The sequence below is a fragment of the Acinetobacter sp. R933-2 genome (genome assembly GCF_030325485.1).
GTDB lineage: Bacteria > Pseudomonadota > Gammaproteobacteria > Pseudomonadales > Moraxellaceae > Acinetobacter > Acinetobacter sichuanensis.
This window is the reverse complement of record NZ_JACAIJ010000006.1, coordinates 222,454-245,253: the sequence shown is the minus strand read 5'-3', so window position 1 is coordinate 245,253 and position 22,800 is coordinate 222,454. Positions and strand designations below refer to the sequence as shown.

The window sequence follows — 22,800 nt, the reverse complement described above, 5'->3', positions numbered from 1 at the left end:
TTTAGTTTCCCCCTACTGTTGGCAATGACTGAATATTGTCCCAAAGGTTTTGATTAATTCCAGCTAAGCTATCATTTGACATGACAGCACTGGGTTCTAGACCAAGGCTTAAACTTTCAGCCGTGATTGCGTTTTGCCATGCGCGTTTTAACAATTCAACTTTACGTTGACGAATCTCTTGCAGCTGCAAAGTCGCTTGCTGTACATCTGTTAAAGCAAATTTTCCTGCACTAAATCCAAGTAGAGTTTTTTGCTGTACTTCAGTGGCAAGCACAAGTTGAGTGTGTTCAATCTCTTTAAACTGCACTTCTAAACCTTGTAATTCGGTCAATAAAGTCCCAATGCGTAAAGCATTTTGCTGTGTATAAAAAGACTGTTGTTGAGTGAGTGCCTCTTGTTTTTGTTGTTGAACCTGCACGCGATATTGTTGACGATCAAAAATATTAAGTGGCAGACTTAGCCCTAACATCATTTGATTTTCACTTGAATTTTCAGGTGATTTACTACGATTCACACCAAAACTGACTGTGGGATTTGGACGGCTGACTGCCTTACTTTGTTCTATTTGTGCATTGGAGATTTTTAGCTGTAATTGACGAGATTTTTCAATATAATTTTCTGTCAAATAACGCTGAACATTGTCATGACTTGCACTCGGCCACAACAATGATGGACGCATTGTCACACTTAATGTTTTATCTGACTCGCCCCACACACTGGACAGTTGTTGCTGTGCCAATTGAACTTGTAAATCTGCTTGTTTAAATAAACGTATATTTTCACTATGGCTGAGTTTTGCACGCTTTAAATCAACTTCTGCAACACTGCCTGCTTGAAACCTTTTTTGAATCGCATTGACATTTGCCTCACTGACACTCAATTGAGCTTGTGTAATCTGCTTTTCTAACTCAGCAACCGCCAATTGTGACCATAGATATTTTACTGCGAGTTCAAGTTGTGCCTGATAAATCTGCTGCTGTAATGCACTTTGATCTTGTGCCAATACCGCCAGTTGACGATTGGCTTTTCTGACACCAAACACATCCAGTTCTTGTGAAATACCAATAGATAGCTCTTGTTCTTGATTAGAATCAAAACCTGTTTGTTCTATACTCAGCTCAGGGTTTTTCCATAACTGACTTTGCTTCACATTGGCAGTATCAATATTGCTTTGTATAGTCCAAATATGCTGTGATGCTTGATAAGCCTGTGTCTTTTCAAGTGCTTGTTGCAATGAAATTGGTGCAGCATTGACCCACGAGCCGAATGTAAATAAAGCGACACTACAAGCAATATGTTTAAGCCTAAAGCATTGTTGTGCAACAACATGTGATTGTTGTTGAAAATATTTTTTTGACATGAACATGCCCCACTTTTAAAAATAAAGAAAAGTGGTGGGCTGTTTGCGACTACCCCACCTGTAGTGGGGCTAAAATTGGAGGCGGGTTATTTAATGTCAGATCAGGCGATTGATAAAAATTATACCAAGGTAATGCATTGACTAATGCAATGATTTGACGATTTGAAAATATAAAATGGTCTTGTTCTTCGACCAAAATCATGGCATTAAATGAGGGTAAATGATCTTGATGATCATCCTCTAAAAATGAAAAATCACTGGAAAGATGACTAGGTGCATGTGAGATTTTAAATTCACTTTGACAAGACTGAGTCATTTGATGATGACCAAAATGTTGCGTTGAACTCTGGCTGAATGTAGTTTCTTCATGCACGCAAAATGCCGCCGCAACATTCCAAAGACTTTGGAACGTCAGCAAAGCAAAGAGCAATGTAATCCAACCACTTCGTTTCAACATTTTTAGATCAATGCACCCATAAACCGCTATAGCATAGCGAAATTCGCCTTGTTATAAAATTACAAATGTGAAATTAGTTCACTTTTCAATACAGAATAATACTTAATAAAACAATAACACTTAAAAAGACTAAGACTGATTAAAATATTTTTCATCATAAAATCCATTAAAGATTTGCTTATTGTGACTTTTTCATCAACTGCAAAACGACCATTGGTTTTCCTGTTTTGGGGTCTAAACCTTTTTCTTGGGCGAGTTTCATGATCAATATTTCACTTGGTTTTTCATGCGTTTGACCTTCATACCAACGTTGAATCGCGAGTTTACCATCCCATTTTGGTAATTTTTTAGGCGGTAAAGGAACGATTTCATCTAAATCAGAAAGGACGATTTCTTCACCCTGATAAGGGGCATTATTTAAAATTTCATTTATTTTTATATAGCGTTGGCTACGTTCTAGATCATTTTCCACACCTAAATATTTTTCTTTATAATCAAATTGATCCTGCTCAGTTTCAGGTTTAGTTAAATTAAAAGCGTCTGCTAAGGTGATCGCCATTGCCGCATCCCCTTGTTTAAGTGCCAATTGTTTATAAGCTAAAGATTGTGCCAACAACGCAGGATTTTCTTTGTCAGCATACAAAATTTGACTATTGGTTTCATCTTCCAAACCGTTTGTTGCCGTCCAATTGCCATTTTTAGAAGCACATAGACGTACTTGATCAAATAATTTAATCCGTTTCGTTATGGTTTCATCCTCCTGAAAGCCCAGTAAGTTTCCAGAAAAATACTGCTGAGCATCGGCGTCACCTAAAAGTGCTGCATCAGGTAGCAGTTGATATTTAGGATCTGGTGCGGTATTTGATAAATAATGTAAATATTTTGCACGTGCAGGCAAATCTTGCGCTAAACGATCAATTAAGGTTTTTAATGCCTCTGCTTGGGACATTTGATCTATTGAGATTTTTTCAAGTTTAATTAAAGACTGTAAACGCTCATTCGCACGATAATCGCCATATTCTGCCGCGATACGATAATATCTTGCAATTTCATTCCAAACTTTAGGGTCTTCACTGTCTTGATTTTTGAGTTCTTGATAATAGGCATATTGATAAATTTGATCAATCTGTGCTTGTATCTTGGGTTTGATTTCGGCACGGCATTGAAATGATGAATGTTTTTCCATAAAGACATGGCTCATTTCCTTCGATATTTTCATTTGTTTTTGTCTTTCAGGATCACATTCTGTTGATGGTATCGAATCTCCTAATGATATATGTGCACATTTTAAAGCGTTCAATACACAACCTTTAATCATGATCAAGCAAACAAAGATGATCAAAATACCCACTATGATTTTATCTAGCATCACAAAATTATTTTTATCAGTAAAATAAAACTATACTGTGATTATAAAAATGACTAAAGCTTCATTTACAAAAATACCAGCCATCAAGACTGGTATTTTTTTATACAAAAACTGCATTAAGGCTTTTCACCATTTGCTAGGCGCTGCTCAATTGCATCTAATACCGCAGGCAGATCAGCAATACTATCAATGACATAGTGTGCACCTGAAGCATTCATTTTCGCATAGGCTTTTTCTTTTAAGTTTGCTTGTTCAGCGCTAGAAAGTGCTGACCACTCATCAAAACTTAAACCGACTTCATTACCACTGACTGCCAAGCCGACTGTCCAACAGCCAGCATTTAAGCCTTCTTCAATCCCCACCACAGTATCATCAACTTTTACCACTGTTTTAATGTCAGAAACATCAAGTTCAATGAGGTTTTTCCAAAGCATTTCAGGATATGGACGACCATGCTTCACATCACTTGCAGTAATAATACAATCAGGTACATAACCTTGATCAGCAGCATCTTGAACTAACTGACCAATCATCATCGACGCATAACCTGTGTTACTGCCAATTTTTGCGCCACGCGCACGAATATCTGCAAAAGCTTCTAATGCACCTGAAATCAATTGTGAACATTGTGGAATGGTTTTTAATTGGTATGGAATAAAGTCTTGATATAAACGGTCGATATCTGCCACTGTCACTTCTGCGCCATGTGCCTGTTGCCATGCATCTGCAACACGTGGCATTTTTAACACAGCAGCAATATGATCACGTTTTTCCAAACCCATGGGTGCACGTGCTTCTTCAATTGAAATTTCAACTTTATTCTCTGCAAATAACGCCATAAATGCCAAAATTGGTGCGCGTGATCCAAAATCTACTGTTGTACCTGCCCAATCAAAAACGATGGCTTGTAATACTGAATTTGAAGTGTTCATAAGTTTGTCCTAAAAGTTTATGTCTTAAATTGATCAATAAATAAGTAAAAAATAAAATTAAGCCTGACGATATTGCTCAACTGCGTTTAAAAGTCTTTCAATATCATCTAGATAAACCTCACCAATATTGCCAATACGGAAACAATTTAAATCGGTGACTTTACCTGGATAGATCACAAAACCTGCTTGTTTCAGATTTTCATACAAGGCTTGAAAGCTAAAATCTGCTTCATTTGGATATAAAAATGTGGTGATAATCGGTGATTGAGGTTGGTTTGAATCTAAGACCAATTCAAAGCCCAATGCCTGCATTCCTGCGGCTAAGCGCTGTTGATTATTTGTGTAACGTTGATAACGTGCAGCCACACCACCTTCTTGTTCAAGTTCTAAAAGTGCTTGATAAAATGCACGTACCACATGTGTAGGTGACGTAAATCGCCATTTTCCATCATGCTGTTGCATGGTGTTCCATTGATCATATAAGTCTAAACTGACTGAACGTGCTAAGCCTTTACATGATTGTAATTGTTCATTTTTTGCAATAATAAAACCAAATCCTGGTACACCTTGAATACACTTGTTGGCACTGGAAATTAAAAAGTCGATCTCTAAATCTGCAATATCCATCGGCACACCACCGAATGAACTCATCGCATCTACGATCCACACTTTATTTTTCGCTTTGACAATTTTACCAATCTCTTGAATCGGGTTAAGTAAACCTGTCGTCGTTTCACAATGCACACATGAAACATGCGTGATGCTGTCATCTTCTAGTGCTTTTTCAATGTCTGCTAAATTTGGAATTTGTGTTTCAGCATATGCCAATTCAACCACATCAATTTTTAAGCAACGCGCCATTTGCACCATACGTGCGCCATAAGCACCGTTATTGATAATTAAAATTTTGCCATTGTGTGGAATAGCTGAACCTAAAACCGCTTCAACTGAAAAACTGCCACTGCCTTGCATCAATACTGCGCTATATTTTTCAGTATGTTGTGTTGCCAACGTCACCAAACGGCGACGAATATCTTGCACCAATGCGTTATATTCTTTGTCCCACGTACACCAATCTCGCTGCATGACACGGCGGACACTTGCAGATGTCGACAATGGTCCTGGTGTTAATAATAAATATTTATTTTCCAACTCAATATGTGCGTTCATTTCGCTTAACCTTTGTTCAATTGAATACAGTATAATACAATCTGGTTTAAACCAGATTACAAAACATAATTTTCTAACATTTCTTTCATAAATCCTGCACCTGTGGTCATGCCCTTACCTGCAATCGCACTCACCAAGAAAATATTCGGTTCAGCCTCTGTCACACATGCCAATTCAGTAGGATGCGTCAGGTAATAACCATTCCAACGTGACTCAATTTCAGGCAGTTCTAAGCCAAGATTTTCTTTACAATATTGCAAAATAAATTGGTTAATTTCTTCTCGTTGATTAAATTGTGGCGTTTCATCAATCGGGTAATATTCATGACTATCGCCCAAAATGAGTTGTCCAAATTGATTTTGCTTAATGAGGATATGAATACCGTATTTTTCGACTAAGCCTGTTTGTGATTGATTTTTTAACTCTTGATGACTTGGGCAAATTTCAAAAGCAGGATAACGAGAGATTGATAAACCTGAATAAATTGAAGCATTCAAAGTGACTTGTAAGGGTTTTGTCATCGCCATTTGCAAAGTACAACGCAACAACCCTTTTTGTTGTAATAGATCGGGATAAAGTAATTGAGTCACTTCACCATGACAGATTAAAACTTTATTTGCTGTGAATGTTTGCCCTGTTGCCAAACGAATATGTGCTGTGCCTTGTAAAGATTGGGTCTGTAGCACACAAGCATTACAATAAATCTCTACACCCAGTTTTTCTGCATATTGCAATAAGCGTAATCCAACCCAATGCGGCTCTACTGAATAATCTTCATGAAAAAGCAAAGCACCACGAATTGCTGTTTCAGGATTAAAATAGCGATATTGTTCAAAGAGTTGCTGTTTTGATAATAAAGTCACTGGAATCTGATAATGTGGTGCAGCTTGTGCAAACTCATTTAAGACTTGCCATTCAAGTGCTGTATTTGCCACATATAAACCATCGCGTTGTTGAAATGAAATATCCGTTTGTGCCTGAATCCGTTGATAAAACTCACGTGTTGCTAAAGCATATTCACGCCATTTTGCATCTGGGCGGCTCAGTGTTGATGTGCCAACCATGCCGAAGTTACGACGAGTTGCACCAACAGGTTGTGCATCTTTTTCAAAGACTTGTACTTTTAGTCCTTGCTCTGCTGCTTGGATTGCCGCTGATAAACCCAAAATACCTGCGCCAACAATGATCAGATCTGTTTTTGCTGTTTGCATATACGTATTCCTCTACTGATCTACTTTTTTTCAGGGTGAAGTCGGCTAAACCCTCGAAAGAAAGTGATTAATTTTTTGTGAAAAATGCTTAAAAAATCGCTTTAAAAGATGTTTAAAATAAGCAACTTAAATCTAATATTCATATAAGCTCTAATGTGAATGTTCACGCCAACGCTGACTTGACTGCATCATTTTGCGTGTAAAAAACCAATGTAAAAGTTTAACCACACAAGAGGTTACAAGAATCAAAATACTCATTGCCACTGCAGCTACGGTATCCCCTGCATCATCCATGTTGAGCACCGCCACTGAAGCCAAATTGGTATCAGGCGAGTACAGAAAAATTGCTGCGGAAACAGTGGTCATGGCATTGACAAATAAATACACCGATACATCACATAAAGCAGGAAAAGTCAGTGGTAAATACACTTTATGAAACATTTTCCAATGTGAAGTCCCCAAGCTTTGTGCAGCATGATCAAGCTGTGTCGGGATTTGTTTAATGGCATTACTCAAAGTCAAATGTGGCACAGTGTAATAATGAATAATGGTTGAAATCACCAATAGCATCATGCTGCCATATAGCCATGACAATGGATTTTCAGGTGTATTAAAAAATAAGATATAGGCAATCCCGAGTACCAAACCAGGTACAGCCAAAGGCAATAGCACCAATATTTGTACATAATTTTTCAACATCGGATGACTTTTAAAACGCTCCGTAAAAAGAGCAATGATGAAGATTAAAATCGTCCCGACTACAGTGCTTAACAATGCCAATTTAATCGAATTAAAATAACTCGCCCAACCACCGCCATCAACATAATCAAAACGGTAATGACTGAATGTTAAAGACAAATCATATGGCCAATAGCGAATAAAAGATGCCAAAACTGCGGTCACAATAATCAGTACAATGCCGCCAGAAATCAAACTACAGAACACCATTAAAGCTTTTTCAAGTGTAGGATGACTGTGCATACGATAAGGTTGGATTTGAAAATTTTGATAACGTTCTTGACGGCGACTTTGGTAACGATCAAAAATAAATGCTAACACCGCAGGACATAACAATAAAATTGAAATCACTGCGCCCATATTCATATTTTGTTGACCAATGATCTGTTTATAAACATCCAAAGCCATCATATTAAATGAGCCACCAATGACTTTGGGAATACCAAAATCGGTAATGACATAAGTAAATGCCACCAAACAGGCACTGACCAAACCATAACGGATCGCAGGTAAAGTCACTGCCCTATGCGTTTGCCACGTATTTTTGCCTAAAGAATGCGATGCCTCAATTAAACGCTGATCAATATTACGAAATGCGCCCATCATTAACATGACCATGGCTGGAAATAACCAAAAGCAATAGCTGATTAAAATACCAAGCGGACCATAAATTTCGACATCGCCTAAAATACCTTTCAAAACACCTTGTTGCCCAAATAAGTACACCAATGCCAAAGATGGCAAAATAGAGGGTGCAAGAATTGGTAAAAATGCCACGGTTTTAAAAAAAGCTTTGCCACGAATATTACAATTGGTCAGTGCAAAAGCATAAACACTTGCCAAGCTAACTGTGATCAACATCGCCGTCAAGGACACCCATATTGAATTAAAAATGGATGACATTAAGGCAGGATTGGCAAAATATTGAATAAAATTTTCTAAGCCTACAAATTGTCGTTGTTCATTTAAAAATGCGCTTTGCATCAGCATGAATAACGGTGCAATTAAACTTAAAGTCAATAAAATAGCAGCAACCGCCAGCACCAGACTTGAACGCAAGGAATAACGAGAACGCTGTGCTGTTTGACTTTTTAACAAAGCATCTGCCGCAGACTGATTTAACATCTTGCATGCCCTCGTGAATCAAACACATGTAAAGCATGCATAGGCACATATAAATACATATCGTCTGCGATCGCTGCCATGTGCTGATGATCAATATCAACCTGAATGACAGTCGCTTTTTCTTGTAAATTTTGGTTTTTTAACTCACAAAATAAACGACGCTTTGCCCCTAAAAATTCCATATTTAATATACGAATGGGCATTTTTAAACCTGTCGCTTGTTGCTGCAAATCAGTCAGATCGTGCTGTGTAAATAACGTTATATTTTCAGGTCGAAATGCTATTTCAAAATGTTCACCTTGAACACATGTTAAATGTGGAAATTCCAGTACATCTTGCGCTGCAATTTTTAAACAATGTGCATCTACTGCTACTGCCTGCATAAAATTCATACTGCCAATAAACTGCGCCACGAAACGCGTTTGTGGTTTGTAATAAATATTATGTGGCGTATCCAGTTGTTCAATCACACCTTTATTCATCACTGCAACACGGTCAGAAATACTTAAAGCCTCCTCTTGATCATGCGTGACCATAATGGCAGGCAAATTTAACTGTCGTTGAATATTTCGAATTTTTTGACGTAAGTTTAAACGTACCAAGGCATCCAAAGCAGACAAAGGCTCATCCAACAATAACAAATCAGGTTTTGGTGCAATCGCGCGTGCTAAAGCAACACGCTGTTGCTGCCCACCTGACAATTGATTGGGATACTTCTCAGCGATGTTTGGCAACTCAATCAAATCGAGCAGCTCAGTGATCCGTGCCTGAATTTGCGGTTTAGACCATTGTTTTTTATGCAAACCAAATGCAATATTTTCCGCGACTGTTAAATTTGGAAATAACGCATAATTTTGAAAAACAATGCCACATTTACGTTTTGCAGTATTAAAATGAGTAATATCAATCTCTTGCTTAATGACTTTGCCATAATCAGGCTGTTCTAGCCCCGCAATAATGCGTAATAGTGTGGTTTTGCCACAGCCCGAAGGTCCTAAAAAACTAACAAACTCACCTGCTTTTAAATCTAAATTAATATGTTCTAAAACTCTGGTTTTCCCAAAAAATTTTTGAATATCAACCGCTTCAAGCACTGTTTTTGATTCTGTCATTTTAAATGTTCTAAGCGTTGCAAGCAGATGTCCTGCTGTGTTTGGCATGACATGCCCTGTTTGACTCTTTTGTAAATGCGATGGGATTTGCATATTGCACCTAAGACTGAAGACCTTATTTTGTATCAATGGTTCAATTACTTTTCAAATTGTGCTGACCATTGTTTTAGAATGGATTCACGTTGCTCGGCTGCCCAATAAAAATCATTTTTTACCAACTGCTGAGCAAGATTTTTAGGGAAATCTTGGTTTTGACTTTGCACATTTTGATGCGCAACCATGGAGAAATTTTGTGCATAGGCTTCATTTGCTGCTTGGCTCACTGTCCAATCAATAAATTTTTCTGCGCTGCTGCGGTTTTTCGTCCCTTTCACAATCGCTGAAGCTTCCATTTCCCAACCTAAACCTTCTGTAGGATAAATAATTGCTAAAGGTGCACCGCGTGATTTCAGCTTAAAGCCCGGATAACCAAATGAAATTCCAATGACTGCTTCACCTTGTGCAGCCATTTTGCAAGGCTTAGAGCCTGAATGTACGTATTGGGAAATATTTTTATCGAGCGCTTGCATATAGTGCCACGCTTGTTTTTCACCGAAAATTTGCATCCATGCCGTTACATCTAAATAGCCTGTCCCACTTGATGCAGGATTTGGCATGACGATTAAACCTTTATAGATCGGTTTGGTTAAATCTTGCCATGTATATGGAATTGGTAATTTTTTCTTGGCAAGCTCAACGGTATTGACACATACTGCCGACTCCCAAGCGGTCATTCCTGTCCATGTTGGAATCTCTTTTTGACTATAAAAATCTGTTTTTAATTGTTCGACATTTTTAGGACGATAAGGCTGTAATAAGTCATTTTTTTCCATAACCAATAAACTGGTCAATGCCAAACCCATGACCACATCAGCTTGCGGATTTTTCTGCTCGGCTAATAATTTAGCCGTAATAACACCTGTAGAATCGCGTACCCATTTTACTTTTAATTCGGGATGCGCTTTGCGTAATTCCCATTGATAACGCTTAAGCTGATCCGCTTCCACTGCGGTATAAACGGTAATTTGCTCAACCTCATTTGAGCTTGATGAGGTAGTACAAGCAACCGACAAACACGCTGCTGTAAGACTCATCGTTAAGCTAAAAAACTTTTTTTGATGCTGTTTGAAATACTGAATCATGTGACATTCCTAACGAATGCTGCTTCTTGATAAAGCGTATTTCAACAAAAGTTTGTGACAGTTTAATTAATCTGGTTTAAACCAGATTAATTATTTTTATACATTATTCTGATGCTTCAAAATGCAAATCAAGCACATCATGTAACCAATATTCTTGATCGACATCTGTAATTACACCATTTTGATCACAATTGGTACGGCAAATATATAAGCCCATACTGCCGACATTGACATGCAAAGCTTTTGCTTGCTGCTCTGAAAATGCGGTTGGATATAGGTTAATATGCGCACGTGTTAATTGACGCTGATAATGTTCAGCCATCAAGATGGTAATTGAATCTTCTAATGATTGTGTTAAAAAATCAGGAAATAAACGCGCATTTACACGCAAATGCTCAACAACAACAGGACGACCGTTGATACTACGTCGACGCCAAATGGAATAGATCTCATCACCGACTGCAATATTTAAATGTGTTGCATCCCACTGTGTTGCTGGTAGTAACTCTGCTGAAATCAACTCAGTGCTCGGTATGCCGCCTTGCTCTGTCACATATTGGTTAAAACTTTTAGTCGATTGTGGACGATAAATAATTCGTGGCGCACGTACAAACCAACCACGGCGGTCTAAACGATAGATTAAACCATCCATTTCTAAGGCTAAAAGTGCTTCCCGAACTGCAACACGTGTCGTTACAAACTGTTCAGAAAGCACACGCTCAGAAGTGAGTTTAGTATTAGCAGTTAATTGCCCAGACTCAATTTCATGGGCAATCGCATCTCGAATGGCAATGTACTTAGGAATACGTGCAGCAGTGTTTTCACGAACAGACATAAACATTTATTTTTTGAAAATTTCTTCTAATATACTCAAATATCATGTCCAAGCGATGAAATTTTCAAAATATTTATTTTAGATTTTAAGGCTATAGTGAATACAAGAATTAATACATTCCCATCGTGAGATAATCGTTTTTAAAACTTTGATTAAATACATCTACAATCCGTTGTAGTTGCAATTCATCTTGCGTTGGCACCACCAACCAATACGGATTTTCTCGAAAAATAACCAGTAATGACAATTGTTTTTGCTCAGCAAAAAGCTTGATTTGATCAAATAAGATTTCTTCAACTTTTTGTTGTTGGCACACGATATCATTTGCAGCGTCATCTTCATCATCATATTCAAATGACTCAAATAAGCGATCTACCTCATTTTCAATCGCTTGATTTAATGCCTCTGTATCCAGTTGTTTTTGTTTAAATATCGTACTTTCATCAATACCATTGGCATCATATTCTTTGATTTCAACATATTGAATAAAAGAATGCGTTTGATTCAACCAATCTCTAAAAACGGTAAATTCTGTTAAATCATCAGGTAAATCTTGCTGTTTTAATTCAGGAATAATCTCTTGAAAAATTTCATAAATATTTTGGGTCATCATTTTTTTCTTTTAAATCAATAGATAAATAAAAAGTAAGTCTTAATTAAACAAACTTACATGAAAGAAAACAGTCATCTTTTTGTAAAAACTTTAATTTAAGTAGAGCGGCTACATTGATACTTTTCATAATGCTCAATTTTAATCTCTTGATGCTTAAATTGCTTGCTAAATGCTTTACAAAATTTTTCTATTTTTGCTTCATCATCAGGGACAAGTAACCAATAATAATCTTCAGCATAAATCAGCAGCAATTCAAATTTGTACTGTTGTGCCAAGTCTAAAATTTCTTCTAAAACAATATCTAATACTTGATCATGAACATTATAATAACGTCCAATCACATTTTTATGTTGCTCATAGTGCTCTAAAATAGGCTGAGCTTTGGCGATAATTTTTTGTTTTAAGCACTCAATGTCTACTCGCTCATCTTGAAAAATAGTCGATTTTTCAAGTTCATTATCAAAAAAATGATCAGGTTTCATTTTCATTAAATAACACTGATTTCCAAAAACAGCAGCATCCATCCACTGCAAAAAAGTTTCAAAACTTTGACGATCTTTTTTCTTTGGAACTTCTGCATTGCGAAGTAAAGGAAACCAATGCTGTAAAATTTTATAAATTTTTTTATCATCCATTTTAATGTACTCTTCTTCTGACTTTCTAGCGCTCTCTAGCCTAACCAAACTAACAAAAAATGTTTTAAATCTGATGACATTTAAATGATCTGAAGCACGAATACGCTTTAAAATTGCAGAATGATTGTGTATAAACGACTTAATTCCATAAGAAAAACTTAAAAATAAAATTACAAAAATAAATTTAATCAATTGATATTTATCTATTTTTTATTTAAATATCAATATCAAATTTAGGTGTTCACTGCTTTATCATGATCTATACATTGGCTGAACTTGGCTTTAAATATAAAATAGCCTGTGAAAATAGAAAATTGTCGATATTTTAAAAATCCATTTTATTCATTATTCTCAATAATTGATCTGCAATGGTAAGGATAGGTTAAATTATGGCACTGTTTGCGGTCATTGGTTTAGGTAGTTTTGGTGGCACAGTTGCGCTCGAACTTACGCAGTTAAATCATGATGTGATTGGCATTGATACACTGAAAAAAAATGTCGAAAATATTGCAGATCAAATTAGTCATGCGGTTATTGCTGATGCAACTGATGAACATGTACTTGCCGAACTGAATATTAAAAATTGTGATGCTGTTGTCGTTGCCATTGGTGATGATATTGAAGCCAGTATTTTATGTGTACTGCATCTGAAAAACTTAGGTATCAAGCAAATTTTAGTGAAAGCTAAATCTAAAGCGCATCATATGATTTTATCTCATTTAGGAATTGAACAAATCATTCATCCTGAAGAAGATATGGGGATACGAATTGCGCAATCATTAAGCTACCCTATGGTTCGTCGTTATATGGCACTCAATAATGAACGTTACATTGTCAAAATTGAAATTGCTTCAAATTTACAAGGTGCTCAATTTCAAACGTTGATGGATGATAGCAATAATGAAATTCATACGTTATTGTTACAACGTGGTTCTCATGTATTGTATCAGATTGCACCAGGGACAATTTTACAGGAAAAAGACATTTTAATTGTCGAAGGTCCTGTAGAACAGTTAAGACAACTTTCAAATCGTTTCTTATAAAATGAAATTTTATAAAAAAGAACTTATTAATAAAAAGCACAATCAAATTAACTTAAGCCCACCAAGTTTACTTGCACTTGGTTTTTTAAGTTTTATTTTGATTGGGACACTTTTACTTAAATTACCATTTGCGCATCATGGTGATTTGCCGTGGATTAAAGCTTTATTTACAGCAACTTCTGCCGTCACGATTACAGGACTTTCTGTGGTCAATATCGGAGATACGTTCACTCTATTTGGGCAAATTGTGGTTATGCTGCTCATCCAATGTGGTGGCTTAGGCTTTATGACTTTTGCGATTTTGGCAGCACTGAGTCTTTCACCGAAAATTGGGCTGAAACAGCAAATCATGGCACAAGAAACCATTGGGCAAACCAGTCTTGCAAAAGCAACATTTACTGTAAAAGGTGTACTGATCTATTCATTATTTTTTGAATTGATTGGCACAATTATTTTAACCATTGCTTGGACAGGACAATATGAGTTTAAACATGCATTATTTTATGCTGTTTTTTATAGTATTTCAGCCTTTAACAATGGTGGATTTTCCTTATTTCCCAATAGCTTAATGAGCTTTTCCAACCAATATATGGTCACTTTTACCATTAGTATGCTTTATATTATTGGAGGAATAGGCTTTTTAGTCTTAATGGATATTAAACGTGCAAAACGTTGGAAAAAACTCAGTCCTAATAGCAAGTTAATTCTTTCGACTATCGCAATTTTAAATCTTTTTGCTTTTATTGTGATTTGGTTATTAGAAGCACGTAATCCGCTCACTCTCGCTTCAATGTCGATTGGTGATCAAGCATTAAATGCATGGTTCCATGCTACCGTTCCGCGCTCCTCTGGCTTTAATAGCCTTGAAGTTGGCAATATGAGTAATGCTTCTGCCTTAGTGACAATGGTCTTAATGTTTATTGGTGGAGGATCTCTAAGTACGGCTGGCGGTATTAAAGTTGGAACTTTTGCCATTATGGTTTTAAGTGTTATTACCTTTCTAAGACGCTCCGATGAACTAACAATTTTTAAACACTCTGTGTCCTATCAAGCGACATTTAAAGCCTTAGCAGTCATCGCCATTACTTCGATGCTCATTTTAATTGGCTTTTTTACACTTCTTATTTTAGAACCCAATAAACGCTTTTTAGATTTATTATTTGAAGCAGTATCTGCCGCCTGTACAGTGGGATTATCACGTGGTATTACCGAAGATTTACATGCAGGCAGCCAAATTGCTTTAATGTGTCTTATGTTTGCAGGTCGTTTAGGACCTTTAACTCTTGCTTATTTAATCGCAACACCCAAGAAAAGTCGTGTTAGCCATCCAACCGCTGAAATTCAGGTGGGCTAAAATGGCAATAAAAAACCACTCTTTTGAGTGGTTTTTTATCATGCTGATCATCAATAAGCATTCATGAGCGATACACCTAAACCAACATAGGTTGCACGATGATTATAATCGATCAAGCTTTCACCATAACCATCAAAGAGTTGGAAATGCCCACGCAGTTTACCTTTTATTGGAAATGCCCAATCAAACTGTGCTGCACCATGTGAGTCATCACCACCTTTTAAAGAATGTCGTAACATCAAAGAAAATTCATTCTCTTTCCAACGATAAAATGCGGTTACATCGCCACGTCCAACATAATCTTTGATATCAGGATTATTATCATCTTTTGCATCTTCATCTAAGCGATACCAAGGACGCACCATTAGGGCAAAATTATCCTTTTCAAAGCCAAGATTTAACATGACACGATTCCAACTTCGAGATAATGGATCAGAACGACCATTAGATTGATGATTAAATGTCAATCCAAGCAAACGTCCATGCAAACCTAAAATATCGTAATTGGTTCTAAAAATTAAACTGGCTTCTGGTTCATAATTTGTTTCACGGAAAGGACGTGACTCATCTTCGTTATACACTTGCCAACGTGAAGACTGTGTATAACCTAACCACACATCACCATTATCACCGATTAAGTTTTCAACCGCTTTGGTTTTTAAAGAAATCTGAAATTTTGCCTCAGTTGACTTTAGGTCTTGAGCTTCATCAACAGTATTTTGTGGATTTGGGCTGTGTGGAAATTCATTTTTATTACTTGACCAATAGGCTGGCAGTAAATATACAGGTTGATGCGCACGAATATTCCATGTACCCAGTTTACTGTCTGGCGATAGTTCCCATCGTTTATCTAATAATGAGCTGTTAGGATCAATTTTTGCACCATGTACTGAAAATAAGTTTTCGACCTTATCTTCAATTTTAGCTTTCAGTCCCTGTGGTTCTTCTTTTACAACTTGTAATTCTTTTGCTGCTCGCTGCTCAGATACAACTACAGGTGCCTGTGCAGATGAAGCAGTATCTACCTTAAAAATTGCATCATAACAAGCTAAACGATCTGCATTTGATTCTAATGCGACACAAGCTTGAGTACTTGCAGGATTAATGGATGCCGTATCATCGGCACAAGCGGATGCCACCCAACCAAAACTGAGCATCATAAAGATGCTCAGATTCAATGGTGTGCGTTCAAAATTTTTGAACGACATAAAATTCTCCAAAAAAATATTGGTTTTAATTCACTTTTTTGATTTCAAAACCTAATTGCTCTAAAGCCTCTTTTTTGGCGAATGGCGCAACCACTGCTTTTGTTGGCTTTTGACCGATTAAGTAAGTTTGTGCAACACGTTTTAAATCATCCAACGTCACACGCAATAAACGTTCACGCATTTGACGTCTAAAAGCAGGCGTACGACCATGCAATAAGGCATAACATGCTGTAATTGCCTCACCTGCTGGTGAACCTGGTTTATCCATACTCGACACTAAGCCTAAAATCGCTTCTTCAAGTTGATGCGGTTGCTGTTCAGTATTGATCAACCAATCTAAACTCGCTTCAAAGTCTGCAAATGTTTCTGCTAAACGTGGATCGCGGTAACTATAAAAACGGAAAGCACAGGCATTGCCATCATAACTTGCACCGCCACCATATGCACCACCTTTCTCACGAATGGCACTATGTAAGAAACCATTACGTAAATAACCTGCTAGCACCATTAATGGTGCAGCATCTGGATGTGCAACTTCCACCGCTTGATATGCAGAGGCACAAAATTGTACATTGGCTTGAATCAACCATGCTTCATCATTGTCACTTGATGACGGCTCAACTTCTGTTAATAAAACCGTTGAACGATCTACATCTAATTTATCCCAAACCGTTTGAATCTCTTCCAATAAGCGATCAGATTGTTGCTCTTCACATACCAATAAAAACTGTTTTGGTGCAAGCATTAAGCCACGATGAATTGCTTTCAATTCTGCGATAAAGTCATTAAATGCAGCTTCATCTTTTTCAATACGTGTAACTAAGTCTACCAACCAGTTTAATGCACCTAGTCCTGTATTATCATAATCACGTTTTGCCAAAGCACTCATATTTCGTGATGCAATTTGCATTGCATAGCTATGACCTGAACCTGATAAACGCGCTGCCCAACGTGTTTTACGCTGTTGTAATAACTCTAAAATACGATCTTTTTCATCAAAACGTAATTTTTCAAATGCCAACTTGAGTAATTGAATTGCATCTAATTTATGAGCTAAAGATTTGGTTGTTAAAGTTAACCATGCTGTGATTTTGCCTTTATCATCGGCTTTAGAACGTAATGAAGCCCCCATTCCCAAACCACCACTGACCGCAGTTTGTAATTGTTGCAGCTCTAAATAGTCATATTGACCCGCACCAACCTCACCCATCAAAACTGATAACAAGTTAAAATAGGGTGATTTTACAATTTGGTCAGGAATTTGAATCAACACTTGTTGATAATAAATACCATTGGTTCCTGCATGATATAAATTTAATGGTGTATCAACTTGATTACAAATAATTTCACGAAGTTGACCTTGCACAATCGTCAAATCTGCGGGTACATCTTCTAAACCTACTTTTGGCAATAAATCTAAATCATCAGGGGTTTCTTGACGGATTTTTAATGCTTCTGTTTGTGCAATAATTTCTGCTTTTTCAGCCTCTGTTAATGCCGCACCGATTTTTGCTAAACGTGCTTTTTCTTCTTCAACATCTTGTACAGATTTATGTGCATCAGGCACTAAAGTCAGTTGTACACGGTGTGGATTATCCAAAAGATAAGTTTGAATCAAGTTTGATAACCACATTGGGTCTTTGAGTTCTTCTTTCACTTCAGCAATTGCAGTATCTACATCCCAAACATGTACTGGATCATTATGGTGTATTGCACTTGCTAAACCATTGAGAATCAACGACAACCCATAAGGGGTACCATCTCCGCCAATTTCTCGCTGATGCAATTCGATTTGATGCAAAATTGCTTCAACAATCTCAGGATCAGCAGGTTTAGACGCAGCTTCTTGTAAAATACTCAATACGCCATTTTTAAATGTTTCTGTATGTTCAGGATTTGAACCTTGTACTGCACAATAGAAAGTCATTTCAAAATTTGAGTCATCTACCCCCATAAATGGACCTGTAGACTGTGCATAACCACACGTTTCCAAATAATGACGTAAAGGGGATGCTGAATTTTCTAACAAGACGCCTTCGACTAAACGCATACCTAAACGAACTTTGATATTGCTCGCCTCAGGTAATAACCATGAAAGTACATGATAAGTCTTATCTTTTAAATCATCACCATCTAAAGCATAACTTTCTTGCACGGTAATTGGTGCTGTTAAACGTTGCTCAGGTTTTGAATATAAAGTTTCACCTTTGCTAAATTTTGCTAAGGCTAATTTTTCAAACTGCTCTTGTAACTCATAAGCAGAATGATTACCAAAGGTCATAAATACAGCATTACTTGGATGATAATGTGATTTATAGAAAGTCACCAATTCATCATAGGTTAAATCTGGAATGTCTTTTGGATCACCACCAGAGTTGTAGTGATAAGTCGTTTTTGGAAATAAATGATGTGCCAACTGATGATAAAGCTGATCTGAAGGAGAACTCATTGCTCCTTTCATTTCATTAAAAACAACACCTTTATATACAGGTTCGCCATTTTCTAGCTCAATACGAATGCCTTCTTGTGCAAAATCTAACGGATTCAAATTCGCTGCAAATGCAGCATCCATATACACTTCTAAAAGGTTTTGGAAGTCCTTTTTATTTTGTGTTGCAAATGGATAAGCAGTCCAATCTGCTGCGGTAAACGCATTCATAAAAGTGTTTAGTGAACGGCGAATCATCAAAAAGAATGGATCACGTACAGGGAATTTTTCAGAACCACATAATGCAGTATGCTCTAAAATATGCGCCTCACCTTTAGAATCCATCGGTTGCGTACGAAACGCAACTAAAAATACATTTTCATCATGTTCAGTTGCTAAGTGAAAATGCACAGCACCTGTCACTTTATGTTTATATTCTGAAACGAAAATATCTAAAGCTTCAACATGGTGTTGACGTACCAACTGAAACGCAGGATGGACAGTTTGGGCTAAGGTTTCAGTGACATCTACAGTCATGTGATCTCCTAAATAATATGAAATATAAGACCTAATATGACATTATACATGCAGATTTCAATCTAATTCATCTAATAAACAACATACCATAGCAAAAATTCCGACTTATTCACTTGGTATTTTAATTTTATTGACCTTTCAAGTTTTCACAAGAATTTTAAAATGGCTAATATCAGAATGAAAATCATCTTTATGATATCCGCAAGTCAAATAAAATTCAGAAGCTCGCTCAGTATCGGTATATAAAGTCAAAACTTTAAAATGCTGTATTGCGGTATCTTCGATTATTCGCAGTAATTTTGTTGCAATACCTTTTTTCTATAATGAGGATGAATATAAAATCTTCGAATTCGCCCAATTTCATCCAAAAAAATCATAGACTTAGGGTTACTTAGGCTATTTATAAAAGCGGAGCTTTGTCGATTTACACCACCTATCCCTATAAGTTGTTCGTCTTTAAATACTGCAAACAATGCTTCACCAACCTGATCAAAGTGATTTTCACACGTTTCAAATTCAGGTCGTATTTCAAAAAGTATGCTAATAGCATTTTATATTAAATACTAAATTCAACCTATAAAATCAAACTTAACGGAATATGCTATCGCAGGCGACATGGATGTCGCCGTTGGGTAAGGGTGATAGGGACATCCCCTTTACCCAACAAAGGATTTTTGTTACTTTTTATCCTTAAAAAGTAAGACATTGCCTACGCAAATGAGTTTGAATTTTGCAATATAAATGAGGCAATGCAAAATAATATTATTCTACTGATTTCTTCAAGGATCAAATCAGCATACATTTTAGAACACTACCCAAATTCGGACTTTAAGCGTTCTAGAAAACGAAAACCTTCTTTTTGAGCGCACAGTATGAGTTCTTCTAATTGAGTAGGTAGCTGAGTAATTTGAATTATTTTTAACATATCGAGCTTTTCACTTTGGAAAGCTCGATCATAACAAAACTTTAAACACAACATTAAGAATGCTGTATTTGAGCCTGATTGAATTTTTTTGATAAGAAAATACAGAATAAAATCGCAACTAACAGCACCGCAGATGCAGCAAAACGGCTTAAATCCAAACCGCCATGATCTAACGGTTTATCTAAAAAATCGCCAACAACTGCGCCTAAAGGACGTGTAAGTACAAAAGCTGCCCAAAACAATAAAGTCCGTGATACTTTCGTCCAAAAATATAAAGCCACGATCACTGCCAATAAACCCACATATAAGAAAATACCGCCTGTATATCCTAATCCTGCTGTATCTGATGACCAATCGCCCAAAGCTGTACCTAAAGTCTGTGAAAAGGTAATGGTCAACCAATAAAATAGTTCTGTACGAGGATGATCAATCGAATGCGGAGAAATTGTCCCTTCAACTTTGTACCAACTATATAATGAAATCAGCACTAAACTCAGTAATAAAGTACTGCCTCCCAAATAACCAATGCCCAATGAACGGTCAACAAAGTCCGCTAAAGTCGTTCCGACTGTCGTACTGGCAATAATGGTAAACCAATACAAATATGGCTGATAAGTTTTAGCCTTGACTTGAAAAAATACAAAAGCAATGAAAATAAATGCAAAAATAAAAGTACTGACCAAGTAGCCCAAATTCATGGACATCGACACAGCATCACCTGCCGTTTCACCAAATGTTGTAGCAAATATTTTAGTGATCCAAAACAGCAAAGTGACTTGAGGAACTTTTGAAATAAGTTCGGATTTGAGATTTTCCATGACAGCATGCTAAATATCGAAGAAAGTCTCATCATTCGCTGAGCAGCTTAATTTGAGCTTAATGGTTGCAAAGTATGAACATTTTTATTTTTAGCGTAATACACTCAAGTTAAACATTGGCAAGTTTATACACAGTAAATCTCGCATCAATGGGTTTCTTGCACCAATAATCCACCATCACTTGTGTTTCAGGAAATAGATTTTCAGGCAAAGTATCCAAAGCAAACCATTGCCAACACTCGAATATTTCAGGTTCAGTCACTTGAATAGACTGTATTAAATCATGCTGCGAACTGTCAAGCTGACAAACCACGCCAGCAGTCAAGTTTAAATAATCACGTTCCACATCATTCATTAACATAAAAACTTGTACCTGTTCGGCAGTAAGTTTCAATTGAGTTTCTTCAAATAACTCTCTGACAGCGGCTTTTTCAAAACACTCATGTTCATCGACTTTTCCACCGGGAAAACACCATGTGACTGATTCATCTTGTTTAACTCTTTTACCTAATAAAACTTGCTGTGCATCATCTATAAGCATGACGCCCACACCAATCAGAGCTTGTTGCATTTTTGGCATATTTCTCTACCTACTTTATGAACGTATATTGGTTTTATCATAAAACCTTGTAAAGTTAATGAAATCTGACCTTTAAGCTGAATTTTCTTCAACAAACTATGGTAAAACTGAGCATTCGTGTAAACTTTAGCTTTTTAAAACCCTAGATGTGATGAATAACATGGCTACAGTTGATCTTTTTGCAATTGGTAATGCACTCATTGACCAAGAATTTACAGTATCTGATACATTTTTAGCTGAACAAAATTTGCAAAAAGGCACCATGCAACTCACCGATGGTGAAACCCAAACTCAACTTTATAATAATTTAAAAGCCAGTCAAGTTTATAAAGGTCAAGCTTCAGGTGGTTCTGCTGCCAATACAACTGTGGCATTTAGTGCCTTAGGTGCTTCTGCATTTTATGCATGCCGTGTTGGAAATGATGAACTCGGTGCGATTTACTTAAATGGTTTAAATGAAGCAGATATTCAAACCTCAGAAAAGTCTATCAGCGAAGGTGTAACAGGAACCTGCATGGTTTTAGTGAGCGAAGACTCTGAACGTACCATGCATACCTATTTAGGCATCACGGCTGAATTATCAGATGTGCAAATGGATTTTGAACCCTTAAAAACAGCAAAATGGTTGTATATTGAAGGTTATTTATCAACAAGTGACTCTGCACGTGCAGCAGTCAAAATTGCTCGACAAATTGCCCGTGAAAATGGTGTTAAAATCGCACTCACATTATCTGACCCAGCTATGGTGCAATATGCACGTACAGGCTTAAACGAATTAATTGATGATGGTGTAGACCTCATTTTCTGTAATGAACAAGAAGCAATGATGTATACAGAAACTGATTCTGTTGATGCAGCTATGGCAAAATTGAAATTACTGAGTCATGACGTTGTCATTACATTGAGTGCTAAAGGTGCATTGGTTGCTAATCAAGAACAACAACTCCATGTTCAAGGTCGTAAAGTTGTTGCTGTCGATGCCAACGGTGCTGGTGATGCTTTTGCAGGTGCATTTTTGTATGCTTTAAATGCTGGAGAATCACTACAAAATGCAGCGCAATTGGCAATTTTGATTTCAAGTGAAGTGGTATCACGTTTTGGACCACGTTTAGACCTTGCAGATTACACGCTCTTGTTAGAAAATTTCAAAAAGGAATGTGCATAAAATG

19 protein-coding genes are annotated in these 22,800 nt (G+C 36.8%); 3 read left to right on the top strand and 16 right to left on the bottom strand.

The genetic code is table 11. The features are described 5' to 3' along the window. Nucleotide 1: 1 nt before the first annotated feature. The 12 genes from HX005_RS09480 to HX005_RS09425 form a co-directional block, all read right to left on the bottom strand. A complete protein-coding gene (locus HX005_RS09480; RefSeq protein WP_286377152.1) occupies nucleotides 2-1,360 on the bottom strand; it encodes a TolC family protein in 1,359 nt (452 codons plus the stop codon). 49 nt (nucleotides 1,361-1,409) lie between these two features. Further along, complete coding sequence (locus tag HX005_RS09475) at nucleotides 1,410-1,817, bottom strand: cation efflux protein, CzcI-like (RefSeq protein WP_286377151.1); 408 nt, start codon at nucleotides 1,815-1,817, stop codon at nucleotides 1,410-1,412. A gap of 178 nt (nucleotides 1,818-1,995) precedes the next feature. Next, a complete protein-coding gene (locus HX005_RS09470; protein WP_286377150.1) occupies nucleotides 1,996-3,036 on the bottom strand; it encodes a DUF6396 domain-containing protein in 1,041 nt (346 codons plus the stop codon). 266 nt (nucleotides 3,037-3,302) lie between these two features. Beyond that, a complete protein-coding gene (gene phnX / locus HX005_RS09465; protein ID WP_286377149.1) occupies nucleotides 3,303-4,118 on the bottom strand; it encodes a phosphonoacetaldehyde hydrolase in 816 nt (271 codons plus the stop codon). 57 nt (nucleotides 4,119-4,175) lie between these two features. Beyond that, nucleotides 4,176-5,288: a 2-aminoethylphosphonate--pyruvate transaminase gene (gene phnW, locus HX005_RS09460; RefSeq protein WP_286377148.1), complete on the bottom strand. Its 1,113-nt coding sequence runs from the start codon at nucleotides 5,286-5,288 to the stop codon at nucleotides 4,176-4,178. Nucleotides 5,289-5,344: 56 nt separating this feature from the next. After that, nucleotides 5,345-6,499, bottom strand: a complete 1,155-nt coding sequence (locus tag HX005_RS09455) for a TIGR03364 family FAD-dependent oxidoreductase (RefSeq protein ID WP_286377147.1) — start codon at nucleotides 6,497-6,499, stop codon at nucleotides 5,345-5,347. Between the two features lie 150 nt (nucleotides 6,500-6,649). Further along, nucleotides 6,650-8,362, bottom strand: coding sequence for a putative 2-aminoethylphosphonate ABC transporter permease subunit (locus tag HX005_RS09450; RefSeq protein ID WP_286377146.1), 1,713 nt, complete (start codon nucleotides 8,360-8,362; stop codon nucleotides 6,650-6,652). Further along, the gene (locus HX005_RS09445) at nucleotides 8,356-9,567 is read right to left on the bottom strand and encodes an ABC transporter ATP-binding protein (protein WP_286377145.1); all 1,212 of its coding nucleotides are present in this window, start codon (nucleotides 9,565-9,567) and stop codon (nucleotides 8,356-8,358) included. The genes HX005_RS09450 and HX005_RS09445 overlap by 7 nt, the downstream gene beginning before the upstream one ends. 44 nt (nucleotides 9,568-9,611) lie before the next feature. Next, nucleotides 9,612-10,607, bottom strand: a complete 996-nt coding sequence (locus HX005_RS09440; protein WP_502872730.1) for a putative 2-aminoethylphosphonate ABC transporter substrate-binding protein — start codon at nucleotides 10,605-10,607, stop codon at nucleotides 9,612-9,614. Between the two features lie 151 nt (nucleotides 10,608-10,758). Next, nucleotides 10,759-11,496 (bottom strand): UTRA domain-containing protein, encoded by a 738-nt coding sequence (locus HX005_RS09435; protein WP_502872729.1) that lies wholly within the window; start codon nucleotides 11,494-11,496, stop codon nucleotides 10,759-10,761. 103 nt (nucleotides 11,497-11,599) lie between these two features. Then, entirely contained in the window at nucleotides 11,600-12,100 is a 501-nt protein-coding gene (locus HX005_RS09430) for a hypothetical protein (RefSeq protein WP_286377142.1), read from the bottom strand. A gap of 98 nt (nucleotides 12,101-12,198) precedes the next feature. Next, a complete protein-coding gene (locus HX005_RS09425; protein ID WP_286377141.1) occupies nucleotides 12,199-12,738 on the bottom strand; it encodes a hypothetical protein in 540 nt (179 codons plus the stop codon). 389 nt (nucleotides 12,739-13,127) lie between these two features. Here HX005_RS09425 and HX005_RS09420 point away from each other — a divergent pair, with 389 nt between their 5' ends. Continuing rightward, nucleotides 13,128-13,781: a potassium channel family protein gene (locus tag HX005_RS09420; protein WP_107008734.1), complete on the top strand. Its 654-nt coding sequence runs from the start codon at nucleotides 13,128-13,130 to the stop codon at nucleotides 13,779-13,781. A gap of 1 nt (nucleotide 13,782) precedes the next feature. Then, entirely contained in the window at nucleotides 13,783-15,135 is a 1,353-nt protein-coding gene (locus HX005_RS09415) for a TrkH family potassium uptake protein (RefSeq protein ID WP_286377140.1), read from the top strand. 50 nt (nucleotides 15,136-15,185) lie between these two features. Here the strand turns inward: HX005_RS09415 and HX005_RS09410 are convergent, their stop codons facing one another. From HX005_RS09410 to HX005_RS09395, 4 genes are all read right to left on the bottom strand, one after another. Further along, nucleotides 15,186-16,343: a phospholipase A gene (locus tag HX005_RS09410; protein ID WP_107008736.1), complete on the bottom strand. Its 1,158-nt coding sequence runs from the start codon at nucleotides 16,341-16,343 to the stop codon at nucleotides 15,186-15,188. A gap of 25 nt (nucleotides 16,344-16,368) precedes the next feature. Further along, on the bottom strand, nucleotides 16,369-19,308 hold the full coding sequence (locus HX005_RS09405) for an insulinase family protein (protein WP_286377139.1): 2,940 nt from the start codon (nucleotides 19,306-19,308) through the stop codon (nucleotides 16,369-16,371). A gap of 978 nt (nucleotides 19,309-20,286) precedes the next feature. After that, nucleotides 20,287-21,051, bottom strand: a complete 765-nt coding sequence (locus HX005_RS09400) for a COG4705 family protein (RefSeq protein WP_286377138.1) — start codon at nucleotides 21,049-21,051, stop codon at nucleotides 20,287-20,289. Between the two features lie 109 nt (nucleotides 21,052-21,160). Further along, on the bottom strand, nucleotides 21,161-21,631 hold the full coding sequence (locus HX005_RS09395) for a nucleotide triphosphate diphosphatase NUDT15 (RefSeq protein WP_286377137.1): 471 nt from the start codon (nucleotides 21,629-21,631) through the stop codon (nucleotides 21,161-21,163). A 160-nt stretch (nucleotides 21,632-21,791) separates the two neighbouring features. On the opposite strand from HX005_RS09395, the gene HX005_RS09390 reads away from it, so the two are divergent. Next, nucleotides 21,792-22,796: an adenosine kinase gene (locus tag HX005_RS09390; RefSeq protein WP_107008740.1), complete on the top strand. Its 1,005-nt coding sequence runs from the start codon at nucleotides 21,792-21,794 to the stop codon at nucleotides 22,794-22,796. Nucleotides 22,797-22,800 lie beyond the last annotated feature (4 nt).

What these genes read in the sequence shown, in the direction of transcription:
- HX005_RS09470 (WP_286377150.1), bottom strand. Translation starts at nt 3,036, where the DNA reads ATGAAAATATCGAAGGAAATGAGCCATGTCTTTATGGAAAAACATTCA.
- HX005_RS09440 (WP_502872730.1), bottom strand. Translation starts at nt 10,607, where the DNA reads ATGAGTCTTACAGCAGCGTGTTTGTCGGTTGCTTGTACTACCTCATCA.
- phnX (WP_286377149.1), bottom strand. Translation starts at nt 4,118, where the DNA reads ATGAACACTTCAAATTCAGTATTACAAGCCATCGTTTTTGATTGGGCA.
- HX005_RS09395 (WP_286377137.1), bottom strand. Translation starts at nt 21,631, where the DNA reads ATGCCAAAAATGCAACAAGCTCTGATTGGTGTGGGCGTCATGCTTATA.
- HX005_RS09455 (WP_286377147.1), bottom strand. Translation starts at nt 6,499, where the DNA reads ATGCAAACAGCAAAAACAGATCTGATCATTGTTGGCGCAGGTATTTTG.
- HX005_RS09400 (WP_286377138.1), bottom strand. Translation starts at nt 21,051, where the DNA reads ATGGAAAATCTCAAATCCGAACTTATTTCAAAAGTTCCTCAAGTCACT.
- HX005_RS09430 (WP_286377142.1), bottom strand. Translation starts at nt 12,100, where the DNA reads ATGACCCAAAATATTTATGAAATTTTTCAAGAGATTATTCCTGAATTA.
- phnW (WP_286377148.1), bottom strand. Translation starts at nt 5,288, where the DNA reads ATGAACGCACATATTGAGTTGGAAAATAAATATTTATTATTAACACCA.
- HX005_RS09390 (WP_107008740.1), top strand. Translation starts at nt 21,792, where the DNA reads ATGGCTACAGTTGATCTTTTTGCAATTGGTAATGCACTCATTGACCAA.
- HX005_RS09480 (WP_286377152.1), bottom strand. Translation starts at nt 1,360, where the DNA reads ATGTCAAAAAAATATTTTCAACAACAATCACATGTTGTTGCACAACAA.
- HX005_RS09475 (WP_286377151.1), bottom strand. Translation starts at nt 1,817, where the DNA reads ATGTTGAAACGAAGTGGTTGGATTACATTGCTCTTTGCTTTGCTGACG.
- HX005_RS09405 (WP_286377139.1), bottom strand. Translation starts at nt 19,308, where the DNA reads ATGACTGTAGATGTCACTGAAACCTTAGCCCAAACTGTCCATCCTGCG.
- HX005_RS09435 (WP_502872729.1), bottom strand. Translation starts at nt 11,496, where the DNA reads ATGTTTATGTCTGTTCGTGAAAACACTGCTGCACGTATTCCTAAGTAC.
- HX005_RS09420 (WP_107008734.1), top strand. Translation starts at nt 13,128, where the DNA reads ATGGCACTGTTTGCGGTCATTGGTTTAGGTAGTTTTGGTGGCACAGTT.
- HX005_RS09410 (WP_107008736.1), bottom strand. Translation starts at nt 16,343, where the DNA reads ATGTCGTTCAAAAATTTTGAACGCACACCATTGAATCTGAGCATCTTT.
- HX005_RS09450 (WP_286377146.1), bottom strand. Translation starts at nt 8,362, where the DNA reads ATGTTAAATCAGTCTGCGGCAGATGCTTTGTTAAAAAGTCAAACAGCA.
- HX005_RS09445 (WP_286377145.1), bottom strand. Translation starts at nt 9,567, where the DNA reads ATGCAAATCCCATCGCATTTACAAAAGAGTCAAACAGGGCATGTCATG.
- HX005_RS09415 (WP_286377140.1), top strand. Translation starts at nt 13,783, where the DNA reads ATGAAATTTTATAAAAAAGAACTTATTAATAAAAAGCACAATCAAATT.
- HX005_RS09425 (WP_286377141.1), bottom strand. Translation starts at nt 12,738, where the DNA reads ATGGATGATAAAAAAATTTATAAAATTTTACAGCATTGGTTTCCTTTA.